The following is a 22,424-nucleotide window of genomic DNA, read 5'->3' as shown; positions in this document are numbered from 1 at the left end:
ACTTGATCTAAAAAGGACTTCCAAAGGTTTTGAATCGAAGGGGAAGCTCTGTGATATAGGGGTTTATATTTAAGATTAATTCATCTTGTTCATTTGCAAATGTTCCACTTATTGTAACTCTACCATCTATATCCATAGAATAAAAAAAAGGATTTCCACCCACACTAAACAATGTTCCTGTATAAACACCTTGGTCTACTAATGGAGCAGGCAAACTTACAAGCCAATCCGCAATTTCTAATTCAGGTGTATTAGGGCTTAGTCTAATATCCTTGACAGCCATCAAATTTTCGTTAATAAGACTATAGATATTTTGTGAAGGTAAATGTGTGAGACTTGGACTTAAATGCTCGGCTAAAATTTCGTGTGTTGTAATGCTGTTGCGTGATGTTTGAGAGCCTGAATTTTGAGCCACATCACTTTGATATCCTGATACTGACATACGCTTTATTTATTTAACGATTAATACCCCTACTAAAACTACTACCACTCCACCAAAGACCGTGTTTTTGAATCCCCGTCTCTTTACTTTTTTTGTGAGTGCTTTATTATCGATTTCTAGGGATTTGTAGGCTAGTATTTTGTTATCAATCACTAGGGATTGATTGGCATTTTTCTCTTCTAATAATACAATGGTGGTATCTTTAATTCTTTGAAGTAGGGTTAATTCTTTGTTTTTACTTTCTAGTGAAATGATAATACCTTCTTGAAGTCTTGATTTTTCTAAGGTTTTGGCTATGTATCTAGATTGCCAAGGGGTAAAACAAAAATAAGTCTCTCCATCAATGGGGTAGACTATCGGTTGTAAACCTTGAGAAAAACTGCTGTAGCTCAAGGATAGAATAGTTATTAATACGATTAATATTTTCATCTAATACTGTTTTTAAGTGATAGATTTCTTGATCTTTCTGATCAATGATTCCTTGTAAGTTTTCAGCCTGTATTTTTAAATCGTGTACTTTAAGATCTAAGGCAGCATTACGATCAAATAATTCTTTGTTCTCTTTTTCTAAAAGCGAAGGAATTGCGCTTGTGATGTGCAAGCTTTGATCTGAAAACAAGTAGGTACTGACGATGACTATCACAAGGATGATCCCTGTTAGTAGCTTCCAATTATTCTTCACTGTAGTCATCATATCCTGTTTGCTGTATTGGATTTAACTTTAATACGGCAAAGAGTCTTTCAACTACAAGCTTGTGAAAGACCATAGCAAAGACAAAAGACTGAAATAGGCACTCTATTTTGGATATGTCATACCCTCGTAATAGATAGACTAAAATGCCATAGCCAAGTCCAATGAATAATACCCTGTATCGAGTACGTATTTTAATGTTAGTTACTTTATAAAACCAACTTGTTATTTTGGTTTGATTTACTAAATGTGAGATTAATATAAATGTGATGATATAACCCCAATCTAGGCTTGTTAGATAGTTAAAGAGATATTCCATACTGCTCATCATTTTTCTTTTACTTTATTAATATGTTTTTTATTTCGCTTACCTCTGATCTAATAGCGGTAAGCTCTTTACTAGGAAATACTTCTTTTAAGAGTTTTGCAATTACAATAAGACTGATTCCAGAAATAAGTAGGGTAAGAGCAACCTTGGTGGCTGTTTGATTTGTAATGGTAAGGGTCACTTCCGTTTTAATCCCATCTTTATCAATCAGCGCATTTAAAATTCCTCCGTTTACTTTTTTAGTATCGGACATTACCTTCTTGTTTTGTTTCTATTCATTAATTTGTTGAATAAGTTTTTATCAACCGATGTAACCTTTAAAATTCGTAAAACTCTATCGGCTAGTTTTTGGTCATAGAAATCCGTTACTTCTCCGTTCGATCCATGATACCTTAAAAGGTATTTCTGTAAAGCAAATACTCTTTCGCCTTTACTGCCCAATCGAAGTGGGAAATCATCATTCATCGTCATTAGTTTTGGCATATTCTCTTCTGGAGTATTCATAGGAACCTCAATAGCAAGCTCAATTTCTGCTTCTTCTTCCTTTGATTCTTCATCTTTTGATAGAGCCACCTCTTTGGGGATGATCTTTTTTGAAATGACCTCTTTAGCTACCACTTTAGGCGTGTCTGCACTAACAACTTCTATGGGCTTTTTCTTTAGTGTACTCTTAAAGGCAACCTCCATTTGGACTACGGGTGTAGCTATTTTTTTCGACTTTGACTCTTCGGGGGTGTTTTTTAAGTTAACAGGCTTTTTTTGACATAATGCCGAGATAACTCCAATTAATAATCCGCTCCCTACAATGAGTGCGCCACTGATTCTAATTTCTTTTGCTGTGATTTTCATTTTCCTAAGAGTTTTAAAGTGTTTTTCATTGACTGAATATCAGACCTTGTGAAGCTTGTTTTACCAAGACGTTTTTGAGCGCCCCTCTCGGTTAATTTCCCGTAGATACCATCAACACCATCGCGTTTTGGTCCACTTCTTCCTAGTGGCTCTTTATAGTATTTTAAATAGCTTTGTAAAATCTTTACATCAGGATGCCTGCTTCCTTTTTTGATAGGATAGCTTGAAGTCGAACTAGAACTTGAATTTGAAGAAGTGTTCGGGCTTGAAGTAGGTCTAAATGGGGGCGTAGTGAATACACTAGCATCCAAAATATCATCATCATTACTATCAGGATCACTATCTGAAGAATTATGTTTCTTTTTAGAGAGGTAATACCAAGTAAAACCTCCGATGGCTAGTACTAGAATAATCCCTCCAACTACCAGTAGTTCCTTTGAACCATTAGGAGTCTGCTCCGCTGTATTTATTTGCTGTTTCATAGAATTCAAGATTGATAATTAGGCAATTTTCGTGTTGGAATGGTAACAAAGCTTTGCATCTCTTTTACATTTAAAAAGCTATCAAGATGTTGCCACAAATCTTTTTTGTAGCTATCATAAAAAGCGCGAGAAACACTACATACCTGTGTTTTATCCTGAAGTTGCTTTGAAAAAATATTCTCAACTGCTTTTTCATCATCATTAAAAACCCCTTTTGCTTCTTTAAGAATTTTAGCTAATTCTATTGCCTTTACTCTTGGTAAGACTTTGATAGTTCTTGGGGCTACCCATGCTTTTACATCGTCGATATATCCATAATTAAAGGGGCTGTTCCAATTCGGCTCTTCTTTAACCGTTGCTTTTTGAGTGACGGACTGCACTGTATTTTGTTTTGGGAATATCCCATCTGACATTACTGCTGTTTCATTTTGGGAATTCGTTTTCTTTTTCTTTTTCTTTTTCTTTTTCTTGGAAAGTAGTAGATACAATCCAATACCAGAAACAGCCAAAACACTACCTCCAATCATCCACCATGTTGTTTTTGATAATTTCATCTGTTGTTTTTTATAAGGTTCTATAGGGCGGTAGCTTTGCTACAATACCCATAATGATTTTTATTTCAGAGGTGCTTAAACGATCCTTTAGCACATCAATCAAGTTATTTCCATATTCCTGTTGATAAGAATGGGCAAGTTGTGATACTTGTAGTTTATCTTTTAAAGCTCGAAAAACGCCATATATTTTCTCTTCATCATCATTCAAATACCATGGGGTTAAGGCATCGTAGATTTGTTTAGCAAACTGATTCGCTGTTTGCTTTTTAAGGGTGATGACTGTTTGAGATACGTGTTGTAATACTCTAGCCTTGTACTGCAAATCAAAGGCTTTGGTTGAATCAAGTCCCCCTTCAATATCCCCAAGCACTCTTGAAATAGCTTCAAGTAATACCGTATATCTTTTGTCTTTTTGTTTGGCTCTTATGCGAACATACCCGACACTTAGCACTAAAACTCCTAGTACACTTGCAATACCTACTTTATGTGTATTGGTTAGTCTCATTTGATGAGTAATTTACTTGCTCTTCCCACAGGGGTGAGCATTTTTAAGTCCTCTATATCGGTGCTATCCACCGCCTTTTTACCAATGACTAAAATCCCAATCAAAAGGGCGATTAAAAGTGCAGGAATACCAATTGCCACCACCTTGGTCAGATTCTTTCCGAGTCCAAAGAAATTTCCCTGAATTTCAGACAGATCAGAGATGGTGCGTGTTGCGATATTAGAAACATCGAGATTTTGTTTATCCATCCAAGTAGTAAAACTAGGACGAGTAGTACAACTCGTACTGCCATTGCTTTTCCAAGTAACAAGCCACAAGGTTTTGGCGTGATGGTGTCCTACGGCTTTTTTAAGACCTTCAAAATAGGTAATCCATAAATCACAAGGATCATCCTTTTCAGGGATTACAAAGGAGTAGGTATCTACAGTTAAAGACTTTGACATTTTTTTAGTGGATATAAAGGGTTTAAACAGTTCTTGTTAGTGGTATTTTCTGATATTGATTTTGAGCAGAAATACCATGAGATACTAACCACTTCTGCACATCAAAAGCAGGGTTTTTAGATTCCTCTATGCGTGTTGGATCATCAAAACCTACCACAATTATTTTAGGAAATCGAAGGGTGTAAAATCTAACCACCGCCTCTAAGGTTTTTTCTTGCTCCTCGGTTCGAGTGTCTTTCCAAAAAGCTTCTTTTAGGGTACGTCCACCAACATATCCGATGTGTTTTACGTTTCCTAAAATCGGATATTTACCTCCTGAAATTCCCCATAAATCTACATCGGTAGGACTGTGTTCATTCACTAGGGTTTCAAGAGTTCCATCTTGAAGAATCAGATAGTCAAATCCTGGTCTGTTAAATCCTAAACCACCGAGAGAGGTAGGAGTTGTATGATGCTTTATAACATCTTGCTTGCTTAAATCCTTCGCCTCTGAGGTATTGGTGGATTGAATAACTAAATAATTAAGTGCTTCCATTTTCTTTACGTTTTTGTTATTTTTTGCTGCCCATTAGAGGCTTGGCATGAGTTCTCTAAAGCCAAGTAATCGATAAGTAGGGTAGGCTTTGATATTTACCTGATTATTTTGGTTTCCACCAAGGCAATAGATGTGCTTACCATCCTCTGAATAGCCAATAAAAAAGCCAACGTGTCCTTTCCAAGAATTTTTAGACTCTCTCCAGAAAACAACGATATCCCCAACTGAAGGTTTTATTTTCTTTTTCCCTACTCCTAGCCAAGAGCGGGCATTGAGTTTTCCACTTGCTTTCTTATTCGCTTTTAAAGCGACCCAATTGGCAAAGGCACTACACCATGCCATTTCATCATCTTTTACCCACTGATATCCGATTTCTTTAAAATAATTTACAATCACAGGGTTGTGTGTATTTCCTACCTTCTCGGTAGTGCCGTATTGACTAAGGGCGATATGTATAAGTGTTTTTATCATTTCTTTTCGTTTTAAGTTTAGTGTGAATACGTCTTCACTATTGACTTTCTAACTGAGCTTCAAGCACATTAAACCAATCTAGTTTGGTATAGTAGATAAGTAGGGTAATGCTCGTTTGAGCGGGAAGGGTAAAATACCACCGATGGAGTCCATCAATGACCACACCTTCCATTTCAAAAACTTCGGCTACGTTTAGAAAGTTTTGAGGACTGTTGTAATTTCCGATGCTTATAAAGCGCCGATCACTTTTACCACTGATGGAAATATCTTCAAGTTCAAGGGTGCTTATAAGGCGATCACTACTAATGATTTTTAGGTGTTTTACTTGTGCTGGATTAAATTGAAATTCTTGACGATACTCCTGATAATCTTCTTTGATAGTGACCCCTTGCTTTATAACCCTTCCAAGGGTCACGCTATTCTGAGTTGCCTTTGAAAAGGCTACTAAACCGCTTACAGGGTGGATGACAATACCCGTTTCAAAATCGGTTATTGGGTAAGGATCGATAAATTCATTATCGCTGTTTAATCGTAACACCTGAAAATTAGTAGTCTCTCCAATGTAGATAAGTCCTTCCGAAGTACTATAGGCAATACTTGCGCCAACGCCTTGCAAAGCAATTTGGTTATCTATAAAAGTGATGGTATTTATTACAAGTAGTGAGGCATCATTAGCCACAATACCATAGATGTGTTTCGAGAGTGGACGATACGCCCATGCGGTAATATCTTTTGTGATTTGATCTATCAGTGCTAAGCGAGTATGATTAGTATCATATACAAAGACCTGTTCCAATACTGGAATATGAATAAAGACATTTCCTGTATCGCTATCAATACCGATACTCGAAGGAATCCCCTCGATAGAACGCTGTGCTACATCCTTAGTAGCTAAATCAATCACAAACATATTCGCCTCGGTAATCCCAATAACATAAAGCGCATCATCAATTGGGTTATAGACAATACCTGTCGGACGTTTAATGACTGAAAATTCTTCACTAATGGTAAAATCTAGTGTAATCACACTAATACTATCTCGAATGGAACTAAGAACATACACCTCTCCATAGTTGGGGCTATCTTGTTTTGTATTTGCTATAATAGTAATCGGGGAATACGACTCAGCAAAAGGAGTGATAGCAAGAGTAATGGTTTGAATAATCACGCCCTGACTATCAAAAACACTTACATCATCCGAGAGTTGATTCACCACATAAAACAAGTCATTAGCAGGGTTATATACCATCCCTTGTGGATAGTTACCCACCTCAATGGCTAGGGTGTCATTAAAACGATTGGTAAACTGCTCTGTGGTGCTAATAGATAAATTACTATTAGCTCCCCATAAGCGAACACGCTCTGAGGTATCGGAGGAATTAGTCACTACAAATTGTAAAGACTGAAATTCTTTGCTAAGGTGTTTATAGAATGCTCTATATCTTGCGTGTGTATCTAAAGGATGTGCCATTATATTTTTTTAATTAATTGATCGTTTCTTTTTCATGGATATAGTTCTCTATAAATCACACCACATCTAGGGTTCTATCTAATTGCGCCTGCCCGACAAGCTCAGGGTAGCTTCCAAATATTTTAGTCATGGCATAGACTGCTTCAATTTTTGGAAAACCATAATCCAAGTACTTTTTGATCCCACATAAATCTGCTGTTTTTTGACTTCGGGTATTTAAAAACCAATGACACCCTTCATGGGCGAGAATCGCCACACGAATCGGAATGCTATAGCCTAAAAACAGGCGCTTTGATATTTGAACCCTCGGCATTAAGCGGTGGGTTCTTGCAGGGGTAATAAGTTCTTTGCCTGATCCATCGGTAATTGAAGCTACGTAATGAAATAAAAACTCCCCGTTAGGGCTATCATAATACCCTGTTGGAGTGTATCCTGCTTTTTGAGCAAACCCCACGGCAAACCTTAAAAAACGATGCTCAGATTCAGATGCCCAAAATGGAGGATCTTCCATGGGCTTCACTTCAAAACCTACCACCGAGAAATTCCTATCATCTAAAGCATTTTTATCAAAAATCAGTAGTTCCATTTTCTTTGAGGATACTGGAAATCTAAGCTGAAATTCTCGCTCGTCACTCTCTTGTGTAAACCACGCTTTACGACGCAGATAGTAGGTGTGACGGTATCTAGGATCATACGCCTGAATTCCTAATTCCATAGGACGCTTGGCTCTTATTCTTAGATGGATGATAAAACGCTGTTTATTTGTTGGAATGGGAATCATCATGTCTTTACTTAAGATTGTCTTTTCTTATACATAATCAGCCCCACAACACCTAGCACTAACACTCCTGAAATGATAAAAAATGCCATGGGAACCCCTTTGTTTTTAGAAGAGGTTTCTGCTTTTTCCTCTTGTGATAAAAGTCCTATTTCATAATCGCTAGGAGTATGGGAGGAATCGGTTTGGCTAGGGTTTACAAGGGTATCTACCGCTTGCCCGATTGCTGTAGCACCTCCTATATCGCGATATACATTGCCTACTTTTTTAAAAAAAGTTTTTTGACGTGCTTTTCTAGCTAGTACTTTAGGGCTTTGAGCGCGTTGTGCTTGTTTTGCCTTTCGACGTGCCTGACGCCTTTTTCGCTTTTTTCGGCTACCAAAAAAGTGATCTTCTTCGGGGTACATATATGCAAAAAGGGGATCATCGATCATATTTATAAAATGTATAGGATTCGTAAAGTGCTTAATTGCGAATCATAAGAGATCGCCTGATATGCCTTGCCAACAAAAGGATAGCTTTTTGCCTCTCCAGCGGATAAGATCACACCATTGACTATAACATTACCCATTCCTGTGTTTTTAAAAGATGCGAATAGAAATCCAGCTTCTAATTGTCCTTGTTCTTCGACTTCTGTTTCTATAGGATTTGCTTGTGTATTCATTTTAGTTTTTATTTTTTTGTGCTTTATAAATGAAATAACCTGTGATCGTGACTATGGATATCGTAAGTCCAATAATGAGTAACTTTTTCTTGGTACTCATTTTAGGTGTAGTCACTTTGGAGGGAACTTCTTTTTGAGTGATCTCTTCTTTAAGCGCTTTTGCCTTTACTCTTGCTTTGGTTTTAGCACTAGTAGTCTTTCTTTGAACAGGTGTATTCTCTTTTTTAATTTCCTTAGCCTTAACAGCAGGAGTCCCCTTTAGTATGGGAAACTTTTTTAATGGAATACCTCTAGGCTCTCCAAATTTTATAGCCTTTTTTCTTGGCAAAAGAATACGCATTGACCCTTTTACAGGTCTTCTTATTTTCGGTCTTGACATCGGTCGAGCACCACCGCTATTCACTCTTGTTTTTCTTCTATTATGACCATAAGGACGTGCTATACCTCTATGAATTATTGATTTAGTGGGAAGCCCATAGGCGTTAAAATCATCATATAATTCCTCTTTTTCTAAAAAATCTTCTCTATCGATAATGATCATATCTAAGGTCTTGAAGGGTTATACATTGGCGCTTTAGAACGGGACATAAAAAGGGCAACTCCAACAAGGCTGACTAGAAGAACTACCCCACCTATGATAAGCATGGTTTGTGTACGTTTTTTAGCTTGTGCTTCTCGCTCTAGCCGTGCGCGCTCTGCCTCTTCTCTTCGGCGCTCTTCATCTCTTCGGCGTTGTTGTTCTTGCATACGCTGGATTTGTAATTCCAAATCACGTTTCGCCTGCATGGCTTGTGAAGAAAAGACATTATTTGAGCTGTTATTGTTGTTACTCTTTTTCTTTTTTAAAAGTCCCCCAATGGCGCCTATCGCGCCTTTAATGAGTCCTCCAAAAAAAGCATCCTCTGCATCAGGCAAATCAAAGCCAACCTTTCTAAGCCAAACCATAGAATCTACCTCTATATCTATATGGCGATCTACTAATTTGGCTAACCCTTTCGTAAAACCATCAGTATCGCTTTTAAGCTTTTCAATAGTCGCATCAATAAGTTGTCTTTTAGTAGGAGCGGTCTCAAAGCCTACCCCATGGTGTGCTAATAACTCGGTAAGGGTATCACTAGCGGTAAGAATTAAATGCCCTATCAGATTGATCGCTTCATTATATTGTTGTTGTGTCATATCTAGCTATTTTTAGAATAGGAAAAGCCCCAACCCATAAGCACCCCAATCCCAAAAATGCTTGCATATATACATAGTTCATTTTTAGTGAGTAACCGCTGATTTGTTGTTTGTTTTTCTATTGCCTTTTCAGGCTTGGTACGTATCGTATTCCAAAGCGCTTCGATTTCTTTTTCAAGCTCGGTATCTGTGGGGTTCGCTTTGTGTTTTGTAATTAAATAGTGTAGACGCGCATTACTATCGAGTTCTCTAGGCTCTTCTGTAAAATTATCTTCAAGGGAAGCCGTTTTTTTTGTACATGAAGTACAACCTTGTTTTTTAGATTGTCCAAGTGTTGTTTTACAATTCTCGCATAGCTTTGATATATCAGCTATCGAGAGAATGGCTTTTTTATCAGGATGAATTTTTAAAAGGGCTTCAATAACTTCTCGTCCTTTTTGACGAACAAGCTCTTTGATCGCCTCTACTACATCTTCGGGGTCTTCAGGGGACTCAAAACCTTGATCGTAGAGAAGCTTTTGGGCTTCTAGTATATTGTGATAGACAATATAATCGATCCGATTCTGTCCCAATTCAGCATATCGGGTATGATTCATATAATTAGGTGCATTTTAATTAAAGTCGATATAGCGCGATTGTGCGCTATACCGACTAAGGTTTACAGAAATAACAGGCGTGGCCGGCTATCGTCTTCTGCGAACCAATGGAGTGGTTGGACGTCTGCGTCTTCTTGATACTCGCTTTCTACTAGAAGTAGGCTTACGACGACGCGTAGGACGTCTTCTAGGGGGAAGTCCAAGGGCTGTGGGGCGTTTACGTCTTATTAAATCCAATTGTGGAAGCCCTGTGGTTCTTGGAACATGAGAGAGTTCCGCTACATTATGACCGCGAAGTAAGTTTCCAAGATTTGCACGGGCTTTAACGGTAAAGGTAAAGACCGCCTTACTATTGGCATTGATGGTAAAACGAAGCGCATCCTGCCCAGTAACATCCATTTCAAAGTTATCATCATCAATAAGGGTATTATTGAAATTTTGAGGCGAAGTCGCATTTCGAGGTTGATATACCCGATTGGTTTGGGTTCCCGAAGCCGTTCTTCTTTGAATACGAAGTACATTATCAAATTGTATCGGAGCGCTTACAGAATATTTCATCCCCGCAATCTTAAAGGGATGCGCCTTACTTTCTTCACGTACTTCCTTATGGGAGGATTCCTCAACATCAACCACAACCCCATTGGGCTGGGCTTCTTCTGCATTTGCGCCAAAAAGAACCGCAATAGCATCTTCTGCCGAGGTATTTGTAACGGCAATGGTAAGGGTACGATCATTAGGGTTAATACGCCCAATACTTTGTTTGGTAAAATCATCATAATCCCCTATGGGATCAATATAGCCGTCCTCTTCATAAGGATCGTCATACTCATCATCATAACCGTCATATTCTTCTTCTTCATACCCTTCTAATCCTGTTTCGTAATCATCTTCATATTCCCCTGCAAAATAATCATCATAGCGCTCTTCGGCTTCTTCCTGATAACGCATTAATTCATCATTATATGGACTCATAAGTGTTTCTTTTTAAAAGTTTAAAATCGTTGTCTGAAAACAACATCTGTCAAAAGACTAAAAAGCGCTTTTACGCTTTTTTAGCTTCAACCGCTTTGGTTTTTTCTTTTTCTAATTTGCTTGCTTTTGCTTTAGCCATCATTGGAGCGACTAAAAAAGTGCCTATTAATAGACCCGCAATACCAGCCCCTGCGATAAAGGCAATAGCTTTCATATCAATGTTTGATTCTTGTGCCATCAATTTGTTTTTTTAATTATTAATTCTTGTTTTACTAGAGGTGACCTTTTCTATTTTTACCTAGGTGCAAGTTGAGATCAAACTTGCTCAATTCCGTGGCGCGACTTTGGTAAAATGACAATCGAGTAGATTTTGAAAATTTTAAATACTTAATTATGATATACTTAATTCATTTTTGGATATGTACAAAATGACCAAAGTCTATGAAAATCACTTTTTTAAACAGCTTTAAAATGCCGTATATACCCTGAAATAAGATGAATGATTACGGCATTACGATCTTTATAAATAGCCTTGCCACTAAAATCACGCTCCTGTAAGAGCATTCGAATCTTTTTAGTTTCCTCTTGATCTATAAAGCGTTTTACTGCCTTTATGTAACTCTTTTTACTGCATCCCATAATTTGTTGTTCTCTCATGTTGACGTACACAAAAAAACTCTTTAGCACTTGGTACTTCTTTTCAGATACCTTGCCTAAAGAAAAAGCCGTTGAAGCTAACTCATAATGAGCATCTACAATTAATTGGGCAATCCGTACCAAATTATATTTAGGAATACGATCCCGATATCGAGTCACATCATCCACCTGATGATGAAGTCGTAACCATGTGCAGTTTTGCCACTCTGAGGTGGTAATTTTAGCCACCGACTGATGGGTGAGTAGTACATCGATTCCTTTATGGCGTACCGTGCATAAAGCCCCAATCATATTCTGTCCTTTTGCTCCTGCCATATAATGATCAATATCATCCAAGACCACCATCCCATTTTTATAATGCCTCATGATCTTTTCGATTACCTCTCGCTTTTGAGCCGTATCCATCGGAGTCCCGTCAGGATTAAAAGGGCGTATGCGTCGTGCATGAATTTTAGAGAGGGATTGTATGTGATTCGGATCAACCGTGGTAAATTCTGGATAGTCATCATCGTTGGTATCAAATGCGAGTACCTTACGCCCTTTTTTACCAAGGGCTAAATGCTGTTGCATATATTGATAAATCTCTAGTTTGTTTCGATAGGTCTTTCCAACTCCCGTTTCCCCACAAACAAGCATGATCATCGGTTGTCGCTTAGATGTTACCTTCATAGCTTTTTTTGTCTTTTTATATATCTATTGTCTTTTACAAAAAGGGATGTGTCATCCCTGCCATCGCACTTTATAAGTGAATGGAACACTCTTTTTTTAAAAAGAGGCGCGTATCTACTTCTCTTTAGAAAGAAGTAGATCCTTTACTATGTAAAAGAGTAGCTAGGAAGTATCATCGGAGTCCTGAGAATGGCTCTGCTCCCCGGTTTTAGAAGAGTCTGGGCGTTCTCTCTTGTTCGTTGAACTAGAAGAAGCGCTATGCACTTGTTTTTCAGATATAACACTTGGGGCTACCTCTTCATAGACTAGGTGCATTTCATTGGATAAAGGGCTATTGTTACTATTGATAAATACAAGGTCTTCATCCTGTTGTTCTACTACCCCAATAGGAGTCTGAATTTCTTGCTCTTGTTCCAAAATCTCTTGTTCCAAAATTTCCTTCTCAAAAGGCTCTTCATCTACAGGGACTTGTACATCTTTTTGCTTGGGTTTCTCTTCTTGCTCCTCTTGCTTTGTATCTGGAAGTTTCGCTTCTCGCACAATTTGAAGAATACGTCCTTCAAGCGATTTATTTTCAGCACGTACCTCCATAACCGTCTGTGCTTTTTTGACAATTACTGAAATGATCGCCCCCAAGAGTTGCTGTTCAGGGCTAAGCTGTTTGGTTTTGTTTTTTATGACCTGAGCTAATAGGGGAGTTAAAAGCGCCTTATCATCTTGATCAAGCCTGATACGTCTAATATTCTTCTCGTTTTGAGAGTCAATGACTTCTACAAGTTCCTCGAATTCAAAGAACTCCTCATGCTTGGTAATCTTTACAAAAAAACCACCACCAACGGCTAAAAAATTATCCGCCATACCAAGGAGCGCCTCGGCTGTTTGCATAGCTTGCTTATCAGATATAACAGCTTTCGTAGTCTCATTTTCTTGTGAGATATGCTCTGAGTGATCCCCGATGTGTTGCTGCGGCGCATCTGCAATGACCTTTTGTGTTTGCTCCTTAGCATACGCATCTTCAGCAGTTTTTAAAAAGCTAGCTTTCTCTGACGCTCCTTTTTTAGATACATCGGCAATATCGCCTGTTTTAACCGCCGTATTAAGGGGGCTTTGCGCCTCTGAAATCGGCACTTCCAAAATGTGATCCCCATCTGTATTGGAAAGGACATCTTGAATTTCTTTTTCTATTTCGTCATTCATTACTTTGTTTTTAATGCTAATAAATAGGTTATTAATGATGATTCTAGCGCATCAAATCGCTTAAAAAAGTCTTTGTAAAACGTTTTAATCTCTATGATCTCTTCAATTTTTTTATAGTTATAGCGAACGTTTCGCCGTTTTTGTTTGTAGTAATAGCCTATGGTTTGATAATTCATATCCAAATGCTTTACAAGTAAATAGTAACAGGACATACGGGCGTCTCTTGCGTTTTGATCTTGAGCCTTACAAAAGTCTTTTCCTGTAAAACCAAAATATTTTTTAGCCCTTGTATTTAAAAAGTTAATAATGAGTACCTCTTTTTCATTGTCATCTAAAGCAATACTTGCAGATGTCATTCCATCTAACAGGGCAATGGCTCTGGTAATTCCAAACTTGGAAACTAACTGCTGTACACGCACATCAAGCAAACCATAGATGGTTAGATTCTTCTCCAATATGTCCTTTGGCTTGTTCATAGGTTCAAACTACATCATTTTAGTAAGCGATTTTAAATAAGAGGTAATTACTACTTGGTTACTTCTGCGATGCTACCTACACATCAAAGCGTCACGGGTAACACACTACTGCGACATCAAAAACATACCTAGTTAGATACCAATGCGATACGGTAGCGATATGTTAAAAAGGAAGTCCTTGTAATACAATACTTTCCGATGATTGTCACTTTCGATAGCGGAGTAGTGATACCAAGTGTACGCAAAGTAGAGCGCGACACATTTAAGTGCTTTTTCTCCTCTATTAAGCGACTTAAGATGTCGTCGCTGTGACGCTTTTTCTGCGTATTTGATCCTAGGGATGTTTCTTTTTCTTGTGATACATCCCTATGATAAATTTTATGAAGCTTTTTAATGTCTTTTAAATCGGTAAGGATTTCAGTGTCCAAGATTTGTAATTGATTCTCTAATTCCTGTGCATCTTGCGCCTGAACATCTTCTTCTAGTTCAAGCATTTTTTTAAATACGCCGATCTTATCTTGAACATCACTTGGAAGTAAAGAAATATCTAATGCGTGCTTATCGATATAGGCTTTATATGTGATCTTTTTCATAGCAAATGGATTATGCGAGTTTTAATTCTTGTTTGTTCAATAGGTTTTCAACCCCACTAGAGAGTAATGCCGTAGCAAGTGAGGTGGCAAGAACAATACCTAGTGTTTTGCCTAGTTCTGCTCCTTTAGGAATACCAAAGTGAAAACCTTCTTTGGCATCTGCATTTCTTCCAAGGTTGTAGTACAATAATGCTTCGGCGAGTCCGATAGCAAGTCCAGCTCCTGTGATTATGAGCATTTTTTTATTTGTTGTCATTTGCTAGTATTCTTTTGTTAATATCTTTAAACTTCTGTTTTAAGGCAATCTTTCCCTTTTCGGCCAAGGTTTCATTCATTTCAAATACACCTACTACCTTTTTGTGTATTCCCAAACTCATTCGCTTTAGATCGCTTATTTTTTGGGTATCATGCCTAAAGCGCTCTGGCAATAAATTGGCAATACCATTGATATGGCTATACACCTTGTCATACACTGTCTTGGGTGGAGTTGATGTTTTTCTAGGTGACTTTTTTCTAGTCACACCTCTTTTTCTACACTCCTCAACTTCTTCTTGTAACTGCTGTAGTTTTGATTTTACGCTACTAGATACCGATTTCTGCTTTGTAGGTTTCTTCTTTGGTATGGTTTTCTTTTTTGGTGCAGATTTCTTCTTTAGTGAAGGTTCTTTTTCAGACTGATGATTGTCTTTTACTTCTTGTTTTTTAGGGGATACTTTGGGCTTTGGGACTACCTCTTTAGGAGTGACCACTACCTCTACACAAGGTTTTTCTTTTTGAGCAATAGCATCTGGATATACATCCTCTATAAGCTCTAAAATAAGTGCGGAACTCTCTTTGGTAACTTCTATAAAATCTTCTTTATCCTCTGCCGTCTCATAATCTTCAATGAGTTTTTCAATTTCAGAGGTAACATCCTTGTTGAGAATCTTAGTTAAGTCCAATGCTTTAATTTGTGCTAAATGTGTCATAACTTATGCGCTTTTTGGAATAAGGGTTAATTTGAGTTTTAATAGTTTAACAATGCGCAATCGTTCATTCTCACGAATACGAATCGCCTCTTTACTAAGCAAGGGGACTTCTTTACCCTTTGCTGGTTTAACTGTTTTTTGATTGGTCATCTTTCTATGCTTTTCAAGTAACTCAAAGAGTAATCTATCTGCCTTTTTTGCCATAGGGTCATCTATGGTAAAATCCTGTGTTTGTTTTTTAATTAGGATGTAGCCATCCTCTAGTATTAGCGGACTTCCTGTTTGCAACATAATCTCTTTTTGTCCCTTAATAATGATGTCTCTTAGTACACCGGGCTTTATCTCTTGTAGTCTATACATCGTAATTGTTTTAAATTAATAAATGACTATTATCCTTTGGTAAAATCTTGCCTGTCATATCCCTCTAGGCTTTTAAAAAAGGCATTCGCTTGTTCCACATTCGTATAATGAATGGAACAGTTTTGAGAAGTTCCATCCAAATAAAAACACCGATAACGATACGTTTGAATAGGACGCTCTACATCGCTTATATCAACCTCTACCCAACGAAGAATCAGGGTGTCTTTATGAAACCTTGAAGTCATCACCTGAAAATCAAAACACGACTCGGTACAATCCTTTTGAATTAAAATTGCCTCACTCATAATTTTTTGAATACTGTCTTGTGATATGTTCATCTTGTTTTAACTTTTTTTGTGTATTCTAGCAAGATGCGTGATACTTCTTTCACTGCACGATCTATGGAATAGCTTTGATTAAACAGTAGGGTATTGGGTACATATTCGATATAGCCCGTTGTAATGGTATCATCTATTTTCCCAAGTCCATCGGGGATATTGAGTCCGCAGTAATCCGCAAGCGCAATCAGTCCCTTAAAGCCATTAAATCGGAAATACCGTGGATCACTCCCTAAGACTAAAAGTTGATTGACATCGAGTGGGGCTTCAAAGGGTTTGACCCTAATGGCTGATACAATGGTGTGAACTCCGAAAGAAGTACCTAACAGCACATCAATAGCCACTGCGATATGACAACTCTCTAAATACTCTGTCAGTAGTGCTAGAGCGATACCTACATAATACAAAGCATCGCCTTTGATGTTAGCATTTGCTCCTGCCAATAGAGAAAGGGTGAGCGTAGGTTTAGAAGCTGATCTATTCTCAAAATATAGATGCGTTTTCTTAACGGTAGTCGCCTTGTCTTTGCCCAATTCAATTTTAAGTCCATGCACATATTTCTCTAATGCAGAAGCCCCTTTAGCAAGAGGGATTTTGTAGAGTCCCATCATCGCACGATCAAAAGAAAACACCCCTAATCCTTTACTATTTGCACTAAGAATTGGGCGTTTTAATAAGTCGTCTTCCACCAAATCGGTATAGCGATGTAACTCCTTTTGTATTTTAGGAGCTAGTACTTCTAATAATTCCATCTTCCCAAAATAGCGATGATCTTCTAAATCCTCTATAGTGGTTGGCTTTGGAGTTCCATACCAATCACTTGAAGTGGCGATCCGATGTGTTGCATTTTTAACGATGCGTTCTAGGGTTTTGGCATTACCCATAAATAACTCCCCACACCGTTTTTGCACAAAATCGTGATAGGCACCAGGACTTGGAAATTGGATGTACTGAAAACGCCTGTTCTCAAAAGAGTGTGTATGTAGGATTGGATTAGCCACGTCGGGTATATTCTTTTGAAAATTGTGTTTTAGCCTCTGCTGATTTATAGGTATTGATAAACCCATCATAACTAATTTCTGCTTTGATTTTTTTAGCCTTTTCGCTATTCATTACCCAGAAGTAACTCTCCAAGGCATCCTGCAATGTTTTACCATTTTGATAGGGGGTAAAACGAATGTCACTCGAATCTTTAATTCCCATTTCGCGAGACATCTCAAGCACGTAAGAACGCTGCAAGTTCAGCATTGTACGAAGGGTCATAATATCCTCTGTGGTATCATCCGAAGCATCTTTTGCCTCGTAGCGTAGAATAGCTCTACGAATGGCTTGACACTTTTCTACTAACATCGGATAGATAAGTGCTTTTTCGAGTTTTTCATTAAAACCAACATGATAAATACATCCGCTAAAGCGGTCAATAAGGGAAGCATCCTGTTTGCTATTTCCGACATAGTGTTTACTAAATCCTTTTCCTGTGGTATTTCCAGTGGCGATACATCCAAAATGCGGATGTTTGACAATCGCCTCATTAAGTCCATTAAAAATAACCGCCTCTTCGCTCGCACTTTTTGCTAGGCCATCATTGAGTAGACTTGCGGTGTTAGGATCAAGCTTGGGCATTTCATCTAGGATGAGTATTTTCCCATCTCGCCACGCCTCTATAAGCGCTCCTTCTTTATAGCCCGTCATGGTCTGTCCGCCTTTAATTTCTGTAGGCGAAGTCCATTGACTGCAATTAATAGTGATGTAAGGAAGCTCTTTTTTATCGCGCTCATGCCGACCAAAGAGCGAATAGCTTACTTTCTCTGCCAAGGTGGTCTTGCCTGTTCCTGCCGATCCAACTAAAAAAACATTATTTCCCCATATCAAATCATCCAAAATCTTCATGAAATTGGGAATTTGATCAATTTCAGGAATGTCTAATTTTAACTGTTTATATCGCTCGTTTGTCATCATAGGGTGTTTTCTAATTCTTTGTGTAATTCAAGTTTGGCTACTAATTCTGTTAAGGGGGTAATCTCACTGATCTCTTCATGGTAGGATGCCTTTCCGAGTTCTAAGGCGGTATATCTACCAAAAACAAATTCAGTATTTCCACTCTGGTGTGGATGATTGACAATGAAATAGCCTAATTCCTCTATGGCTTTATATAAAGGTGCATCGGCAAGAGTATCGACAAGGGCTAGATAATCCTTTAGTACTTTGCTATCACTACTCTCACTCTTCCATAGCTTGAAAGATTCCGAGGCATCTTTAAAAACAGGAATGAGCGTGAAATTATACCGCTCTTTATCAGTAAGCCGACGATTGTAGACCACACGTCCTAATGGGTAGCGACCGTCCCCTTCAAAAAAGTTCTCAAACCCTGCACTTGGATGACTTGATTTTCCGTAGGGTGTTCCTAGTTCATAGACATAACGTTTATTAGATCGCTCGGTCCGCGACTCCCAGTCTTTTTCGTTTTCTTGTTTTAATTCCTTGACCTCTCTAGCCTCATCATAATAATACACCCCATAGGTATTGAGTTTATGTAGAAAAGAAGTCAAATTCGATAGGGATACTACCCCTGTCATTTCATTTCCGTTTTGAACGAAGTCGGGTAATTCTGTAGGATCTGCACCCATCCTTGGAGTTAATAATTTCTGTAACTCGGGATCAATAATTGCTTTGTAAAACTCCTTTTTTTCAAGATATACATCGAAAATAGTAGCGCTTTTTTTCTCAAAGCGAATTTTATCATCATTTGCTTTGAAATAACCATTCACATTCATGGAAGTGATTTTATCTAACGCCTCACTAATGGGATACCTACTTTGATTATAAAAAGAAGTATCGGTATCCCTAGAAATGAGAATACCACTCTGAATCGTGCCTTGTTTGGTGTTGTATTTAATGAGCCTATTCTTACCATCAATAGAACCTGAGGAGGCTAGAATATTTTCCGTCAAAATATGGCGCTGTTCTCGTTTAACCGAAGCCTCTTTAATTCGCTCGTTCCAAAGAGTAAGTACCTCTTCTTGTTCTCTCTCCGATATAGGGCTAGCCTTACTTTCTTTATAAATCCCACTGATTACATCATTATCCCCACCTTCACTTAATGAAATACTAAGGGCTTTACGACTATCGGTGACCGCAAAATTTAATCGGATATTACCAAGGGTATAAGGATTTTTAGCGCTCTTTCCAATACTAACTCCCAAAAACACACCCCAAGATGCATCAATAGAAGCGCTAATACTCGAAGGCACTTTGACTGCGTCTCCAACCTGCCAAAACCCAATATGAGTTTCAATACGTCTACGGACGGTCTCTAATTGCTTTATATATTCTTGTAAATTCTTTTCTTTTTCAGCTATAATCGATTGTAAGAGTGCTGCTTCTTCTTGCTCCTTGTCACTTAGATGGTCTTTAGCTTTTAACTCTCCAAGTTGCAAAATGAGTTTATCAATCCCTTCTCTTTTTGAAGATTCTCTTTCCTTAACCATTATAGGATATTCTAATGCGATTTTAGCCAGTAACTGCTGTTTGATCGTTTCAGGAGGTTGACCTTCCAATGCTTTTAGAATTCTGATCTCTACTTGTTGCAGGGTAAAGGGACGATTCAAATTATTAATAATAGTTTCTTCTCTGACGGTATCGCGTCCAAAGGCGCTCTCTCCCCCTGAACCCTTATGAAATAAATACCGCTTTTGAACCTCTGCATCCAATTGTAAAAACTCCACTTCTAAATCATAAGTGCCCTGTTGTTTTTCTAATTGGACTTGATCTTTATAGCGAGAGAGTAATTCATCATAGAGTGCCTCTTGATCTTTGACTAATAAAAGCCCTGCGCGACCCGTTAATTGGCGAATTGCCCCGTGTTTTTCTGGATTCAGCACATAACTTACATATCCGTTATCATCCTTCACTCTGGTATGGTTTGGATATCCCAAATCGGGCATCATCTCTGGATGTTCTTTAATCCATGCGTGGGCTACCGTGTCTCCATATTTATTTAAAAAGTCAGGACTTTTAAGGGTATCATCACGCGTTTTTTGCGATCCCGTGGTATTGGCATCTAAGGTTTTTAGTTTTGCCTTGAGCATGGTCATAAGTCTACGCTCCATTGGGATATCCGAAGTGATATAGTAATACTCAGGTAGGACTACTTGCCCTGTGCGATTGACTCTACCTAATATTTGCACCACCGTATTAATGTCTAGTTCAAATTGGTGCATGAGTAAGGCACGTTTACGTTGATCCTTAAAATCTTTCGATGCGTGGGCTGAAGCGCCTGTACTTCCACTCTGATTAATCAGTAGAACATCATATTCCCCTGAATTAAATAGCCGAAATGCCTTTTCAGAATCAGATCGAAAGGATTGAATAGTAGCCCTATCTCCATCAAAGAGCAATCGCTGTTTACGCCCCGTAACTTCGCCTACTTTGAAATGAGACTTATTATGACCGCCAAGATCAGTGGGTTTCTTTGCTTTTGTAATAGTATCAATTAGAATATCAATAGGGGATATCGTAAGCCCTGAACGCTCCTTTTTAATATCTTCTTTAAGGGTGTTGTACGCAATTTGTGCCTGTTCGGGTAACTCTTCTAAAGGGATGCGCTGACGTGACTTTTCATTATCAATAGTAGTATAGTTATAATAAAAAATACTATCTAGTCCTTTTTGTAATATATGAACAAAGTCCAAGTCTTTTGTGGGGATGGTATCCCCTGATGATAATTGTAAATCATTTAAAAATGCACCCATCGTGCTTTTAAAGGCGATCACTACTTTTTTATTTTGTGCTAATAAATCAAGTGTCTTTTTTGCCACCGATGGCGCTTTTAGTGCAAAGAGCATTTGATCGACAATCCCAAAGACTCTAGAAAAATAGGGGCTTTGTTTAACTCCTAGATTTCTAGGCTTCTGTTTGGTTTTATCCCCTTGAGCTTTTGCCTGAGAATGAATAACCGCAAAACGAGCGTTTAAATACTCACTTTCAAATAAAGCAATACGGCGCATGATCTTAATGATCCTATCTACTTGTTTTCTATGTAGACTTCGCTCTGGCTCATGTTCTAATACCTCGTAAAAAGTTTCTATCCCTTCACTAGAGCGTTGGCGAGAAATAAGCTGTCCCATTTCTGCTAGATTGGGTGAGATGATTTCTTGTAAGGCGAGTCCACCTCTTTTGATGGAACTCACAAAATTCGCATTACTTAGTTTCGCCTCTGCAATAGCCGTATATCCAGCGTAAATAGGCATCACCTCAGGATATTTAGCGAAGGTAGCACTAAGGAAACAACAGCAATGAGATCGAGATAAAAGTGATAACATCGCCTGTCCTATAAGGGTCTCATGTGATCCTATGGTGTGACACTCATCCAAGACAAAAACCACTCCTTTAAATCGTGATCTGCCTAATTGCACCTCTTCACAAATCGCTTTTAACCATAAATACTTGTAGGGTGCTGCCGATTGCAGTTGAGAATAGGTGGAAAAGATCATATCGTACTCACTTGGCAGATGATCAATCACATTGGTTATGGTAAGTTCAGGCTCTTTTTCAGGATCAGGTAAATCCCTACCAATAGATTTGTAATACGCAATGGCTCTATCGCTATCAGTGGCAACGGTCTCTGAACTAGTTAAAAGCTCTTTTTGCTCTGCCGAAGAAAGCGAACTAAAAACCACACTACCATCACTGTCTTTAATCTTCGCCTGACTATCAGTATTTAAAATAAACGGATCAATGTTCGTTAGATCAATGGCTTTTAAATCCCTGTAGATATCTGAAAACAGTTTTACTTTTTGGGTAAAGAATATAGGCAAATACCCCTCCATTACGGCGTGACGAATTACCCCACCTGCTTCGCGACCTTTACCAATACCCGTGGCATCAGCGATAATCAAGCTTTTACCCACATCAAACTGTTTCAAGTACAGTCCAACGGCATCTACTTGTTCGGCGCTAAAGGCTTTCCAAAGGTTCTCTAGTGAATCATAGCGTAATTTATCTCGAACCAAATGGTCAATGTTTCCATACTGCCTAACAACACTAGTAAGCGCCACCTGAGTTTCAAAAGCTAAATTTCGAGGCACTAAGGTATCCATCACATAGGGTGCTTTTGACATAGGCGCATACGATACTAAAGCACTTTTAGCCTCTGTAAGTGCTGTCGTGTCCATAGTTGATGCGACTTCTTTTAAAGGGATTTCTTGCAT

The 22,424-nt window shown here is 38.3% G+C and carries 32 protein-coding genes; all 32 read right to left on the bottom strand.

Features of this window, described 5'->3' with window-relative positions; genetic code table 11:
* Nucleotides 1-7: 7 nt before the first annotated feature.
* On the bottom strand, nt 8-442 hold the full coding sequence (locus Q0505_RS10750) for a hypothetical protein (RefSeq protein ID WP_299212641.1): 435 nt from the start codon (nt 440-442) through the stop codon (nt 8-10).
* A 9-nt stretch (nt 443-451) separates the two neighbouring features.
* Nucleotides 452-871, bottom strand: a complete 420-nt coding sequence (locus Q0505_RS10745; protein ID WP_299212639.1) for a hypothetical protein — start codon at nt 869-871, stop codon at nt 452-454.
* Nucleotides 783-1,136 (bottom strand): hypothetical protein, encoded by a 354-nt coding sequence (locus Q0505_RS10740; RefSeq protein WP_299212637.1) that lies wholly within the window; start codon nt 1,134-1,136, stop codon nt 783-785. Before Q0505_RS10740 ends, Q0505_RS10745 begins: the two co-directional genes overlap by 89 nt.
* Nucleotides 1,114-1,452, bottom strand: a complete 339-nt coding sequence (locus Q0505_RS10735; protein ID WP_299212635.1) for a hypothetical protein — start codon at nt 1,450-1,452, stop codon at nt 1,114-1,116. Before Q0505_RS10735 ends, Q0505_RS10740 begins: the two co-directional genes overlap by 23 nt.
* A 19-nt stretch (nt 1,453-1,471) precedes the next feature.
* Nucleotides 1,472-1,714 (bottom strand): hypothetical protein, encoded by a 243-nt coding sequence (locus tag Q0505_RS10730; RefSeq protein WP_299212633.1) that lies wholly within the window; start codon nt 1,712-1,714, stop codon nt 1,472-1,474.
* Nucleotides 1,714-2,310, bottom strand: coding sequence for a hypothetical protein (locus Q0505_RS10725; RefSeq protein ID WP_299212631.1), 597 nt, complete (start codon nt 2,308-2,310; stop codon nt 1,714-1,716). Before Q0505_RS10725 ends, Q0505_RS10730 begins: the two co-directional genes overlap by 1 nt.
* Complete coding sequence (locus Q0505_RS10720; protein WP_299212629.1) at nt 2,307-2,792, bottom strand: peptidoglycan-binding protein; 486 nt, start codon at nt 2,790-2,792, stop codon at nt 2,307-2,309. The genes Q0505_RS10725 and Q0505_RS10720 overlap by 4 nt, the downstream gene beginning before the upstream one ends.
* Before the next feature lie 5 nt (nt 2,793-2,797).
* Nucleotides 2,798-3,346, bottom strand: a complete 549-nt coding sequence (locus tag Q0505_RS10715) for a hypothetical protein (RefSeq protein ID WP_299212627.1) — start codon at nt 3,344-3,346, stop codon at nt 2,798-2,800.
* A gap of 10 nt (nt 3,347-3,356) precedes the next feature.
* Entirely contained in the window at nt 3,357-3,851 is a 495-nt protein-coding gene (locus Q0505_RS10710; protein ID WP_299212625.1) for a hypothetical protein, read from the bottom strand.
* The gene (locus tag Q0505_RS10705) at nt 3,848-4,294 is read right to left on the bottom strand and encodes a hypothetical protein (protein ID WP_299212623.1); all 447 of its coding nucleotides are present in this window, start codon (nt 4,292-4,294) and stop codon (nt 3,848-3,850) included. The genes Q0505_RS10710 and Q0505_RS10705 overlap by 4 nt, the downstream gene beginning before the upstream one ends.
* 22 nt (nt 4,295-4,316) lie before the next feature.
* Nucleotides 4,317-4,829: an N-acetylmuramoyl-L-alanine amidase gene (locus Q0505_RS10700; protein ID WP_299212621.1), complete on the bottom strand. Its 513-nt coding sequence runs from the start codon at nt 4,827-4,829 to the stop codon at nt 4,317-4,319.
* 33 nt (nt 4,830-4,862) lie between these two features.
* Complete coding sequence (locus tag Q0505_RS10695) at nt 4,863-5,297, bottom strand: TIGR02594 family protein (RefSeq protein ID WP_299212664.1); 435 nt, start codon at nt 5,295-5,297, stop codon at nt 4,863-4,865.
* Nucleotides 5,298-5,337: 40 nt separating this feature from the next.
* Nucleotides 5,338-6,771 (bottom strand): YncE family protein, encoded by a 1,434-nt coding sequence (locus Q0505_RS10690; protein WP_299212619.1) that lies wholly within the window; start codon nt 6,769-6,771, stop codon nt 5,338-5,340.
* Between the two features lie 55 nt (nt 6,772-6,826).
* Nucleotides 6,827-7,555, bottom strand: coding sequence for a hypothetical protein (locus Q0505_RS10685; protein ID WP_299212617.1), 729 nt, complete (start codon nt 7,553-7,555; stop codon nt 6,827-6,829).
* A gap of 8 nt (nt 7,556-7,563) precedes the next feature.
* Entirely contained in the window at nt 7,564-7,983 is a 420-nt protein-coding gene (locus tag Q0505_RS10680) for a hypothetical protein (RefSeq protein WP_299212615.1), read from the bottom strand.
* A 2-nt stretch (nt 7,984-7,985) separates the two neighbouring features.
* On the bottom strand, nt 7,986-8,213 hold the full coding sequence (locus tag Q0505_RS10675; RefSeq protein WP_299212613.1) for a hypothetical protein: 228 nt from the start codon (nt 8,211-8,213) through the stop codon (nt 7,986-7,988).
* A 1-nt stretch (nt 8,214) separates the two neighbouring features.
* Nucleotides 8,215-8,754 (bottom strand): hypothetical protein, encoded by a 540-nt coding sequence (locus Q0505_RS10670; protein ID WP_299212611.1) that lies wholly within the window; start codon nt 8,752-8,754, stop codon nt 8,215-8,217.
* A gap of 2 nt (nt 8,755-8,756) precedes the next feature.
* The gene (locus tag Q0505_RS10665; protein WP_299212609.1) at nt 8,757-9,389 is read right to left on the bottom strand and encodes a hypothetical protein; all 633 of its coding nucleotides are present in this window, start codon (nt 9,387-9,389) and stop codon (nt 8,757-8,759) included.
* Nucleotides 9,390-9,391: 2 nt separating this feature from the next.
* Entirely contained in the window at nt 9,392-9,985 is a 594-nt protein-coding gene (locus tag Q0505_RS10660) for a hypothetical protein (protein ID WP_299212607.1), read from the bottom strand.
* Between the two features lie 87 nt (nt 9,986-10,072).
* Nucleotides 10,073-10,957, bottom strand: coding sequence for a hypothetical protein (locus Q0505_RS10655; protein ID WP_299212604.1), 885 nt, complete (start codon nt 10,955-10,957; stop codon nt 10,073-10,075).
* A gap of 70 nt (nt 10,958-11,027) precedes the next feature.
* Nucleotides 11,028-11,195 (bottom strand): hypothetical protein, encoded by a 168-nt coding sequence (locus tag Q0505_RS10650; RefSeq protein WP_299212601.1) that lies wholly within the window; start codon nt 11,193-11,195, stop codon nt 11,028-11,030.
* A 218-nt stretch (nt 11,196-11,413) separates the two neighbouring features.
* Nucleotides 11,414-12,283, bottom strand: a complete 870-nt coding sequence (locus tag Q0505_RS10645) for a hypothetical protein (RefSeq protein ID WP_299212599.1) — start codon at nt 12,281-12,283, stop codon at nt 11,414-11,416.
* Between the two features lie 162 nt (nt 12,284-12,445).
* Nucleotides 12,446-13,480, bottom strand: a complete 1,035-nt coding sequence (locus tag Q0505_RS10640) for a hypothetical protein (protein ID WP_299212596.1) — start codon at nt 13,478-13,480, stop codon at nt 12,446-12,448.
* Nucleotides 13,480-13,956 carry a hypothetical protein gene (locus tag Q0505_RS10635; protein WP_299212594.1) on the bottom strand — a complete coding sequence of 159 codons (477 nt, stop codon included), beginning with the start codon at nt 13,954-13,956 and terminating at the stop codon, nt 13,480-13,482. The genes Q0505_RS10640 and Q0505_RS10635 overlap by 1 nt, the downstream gene beginning before the upstream one ends.
* Nucleotides 13,957-14,084: 128 nt before the next feature.
* The gene (locus tag Q0505_RS10630; protein WP_299212592.1) at nt 14,085-14,549 is read right to left on the bottom strand and encodes a hypothetical protein; all 465 of its coding nucleotides are present in this window, start codon (nt 14,547-14,549) and stop codon (nt 14,085-14,087) included.
* A gap of 10 nt (nt 14,550-14,559) precedes the next feature.
* A complete protein-coding gene (locus Q0505_RS10625) occupies nt 14,560-14,805 on the bottom strand; it encodes a hypothetical protein (protein ID WP_299212590.1) in 246 nt (81 codons plus the stop codon).
* Nucleotides 14,792-15,517, bottom strand: a complete 726-nt coding sequence (locus Q0505_RS10620; protein ID WP_299212588.1) for a hypothetical protein — start codon at nt 15,515-15,517, stop codon at nt 14,792-14,794. Before Q0505_RS10620 ends, Q0505_RS10625 begins: the two co-directional genes overlap by 14 nt.
* Nucleotides 15,518-15,520: 3 nt before the next feature.
* Nucleotides 15,521-15,877, bottom strand: a complete 357-nt coding sequence (locus Q0505_RS10615; protein ID WP_299212586.1) for a hypothetical protein — start codon at nt 15,875-15,877, stop codon at nt 15,521-15,523.
* A 29-nt stretch (nt 15,878-15,906) separates the two neighbouring features.
* Entirely contained in the window at nt 15,907-16,215 is a 309-nt protein-coding gene (locus tag Q0505_RS10610) for a hypothetical protein (RefSeq protein ID WP_299212584.1), read from the bottom strand.
* A complete protein-coding gene (locus tag Q0505_RS10605; protein ID WP_299212582.1) occupies nt 16,212-17,216 on the bottom strand; it encodes a hypothetical protein in 1,005 nt (334 codons plus the stop codon). Before Q0505_RS10605 ends, Q0505_RS10610 begins: the two co-directional genes overlap by 4 nt.
* Nucleotides 17,209-18,174 (bottom strand): AAA family ATPase, encoded by a 966-nt coding sequence (locus Q0505_RS10600; RefSeq protein WP_299212580.1) that lies wholly within the window; start codon nt 18,172-18,174, stop codon nt 17,209-17,211. The genes Q0505_RS10605 and Q0505_RS10600 overlap by 8 nt, the downstream gene beginning before the upstream one ends.
* Nucleotides 18,171-22,424 carry a strawberry notch C-terminal domain-containing protein gene (locus tag Q0505_RS10595; protein ID WP_299212578.1) on the bottom strand — a complete coding sequence of 1,418 codons (4,254 nt, stop codon included), beginning with the start codon at nt 22,422-22,424 and terminating at the stop codon, nt 18,171-18,173. Before Q0505_RS10595 ends, Q0505_RS10600 begins: the two co-directional genes overlap by 4 nt.

This window comes from uncultured Dokdonia sp. (assembly GCF_937910895.1).
GTDB lineage: Bacteria > Bacteroidota > Bacteroidia > Flavobacteriales > Flavobacteriaceae > Dokdonia.
Note: the sequence above shows the minus strand (reverse complement) of the source record. Positions and strands in the feature narration are given on the sequence as shown.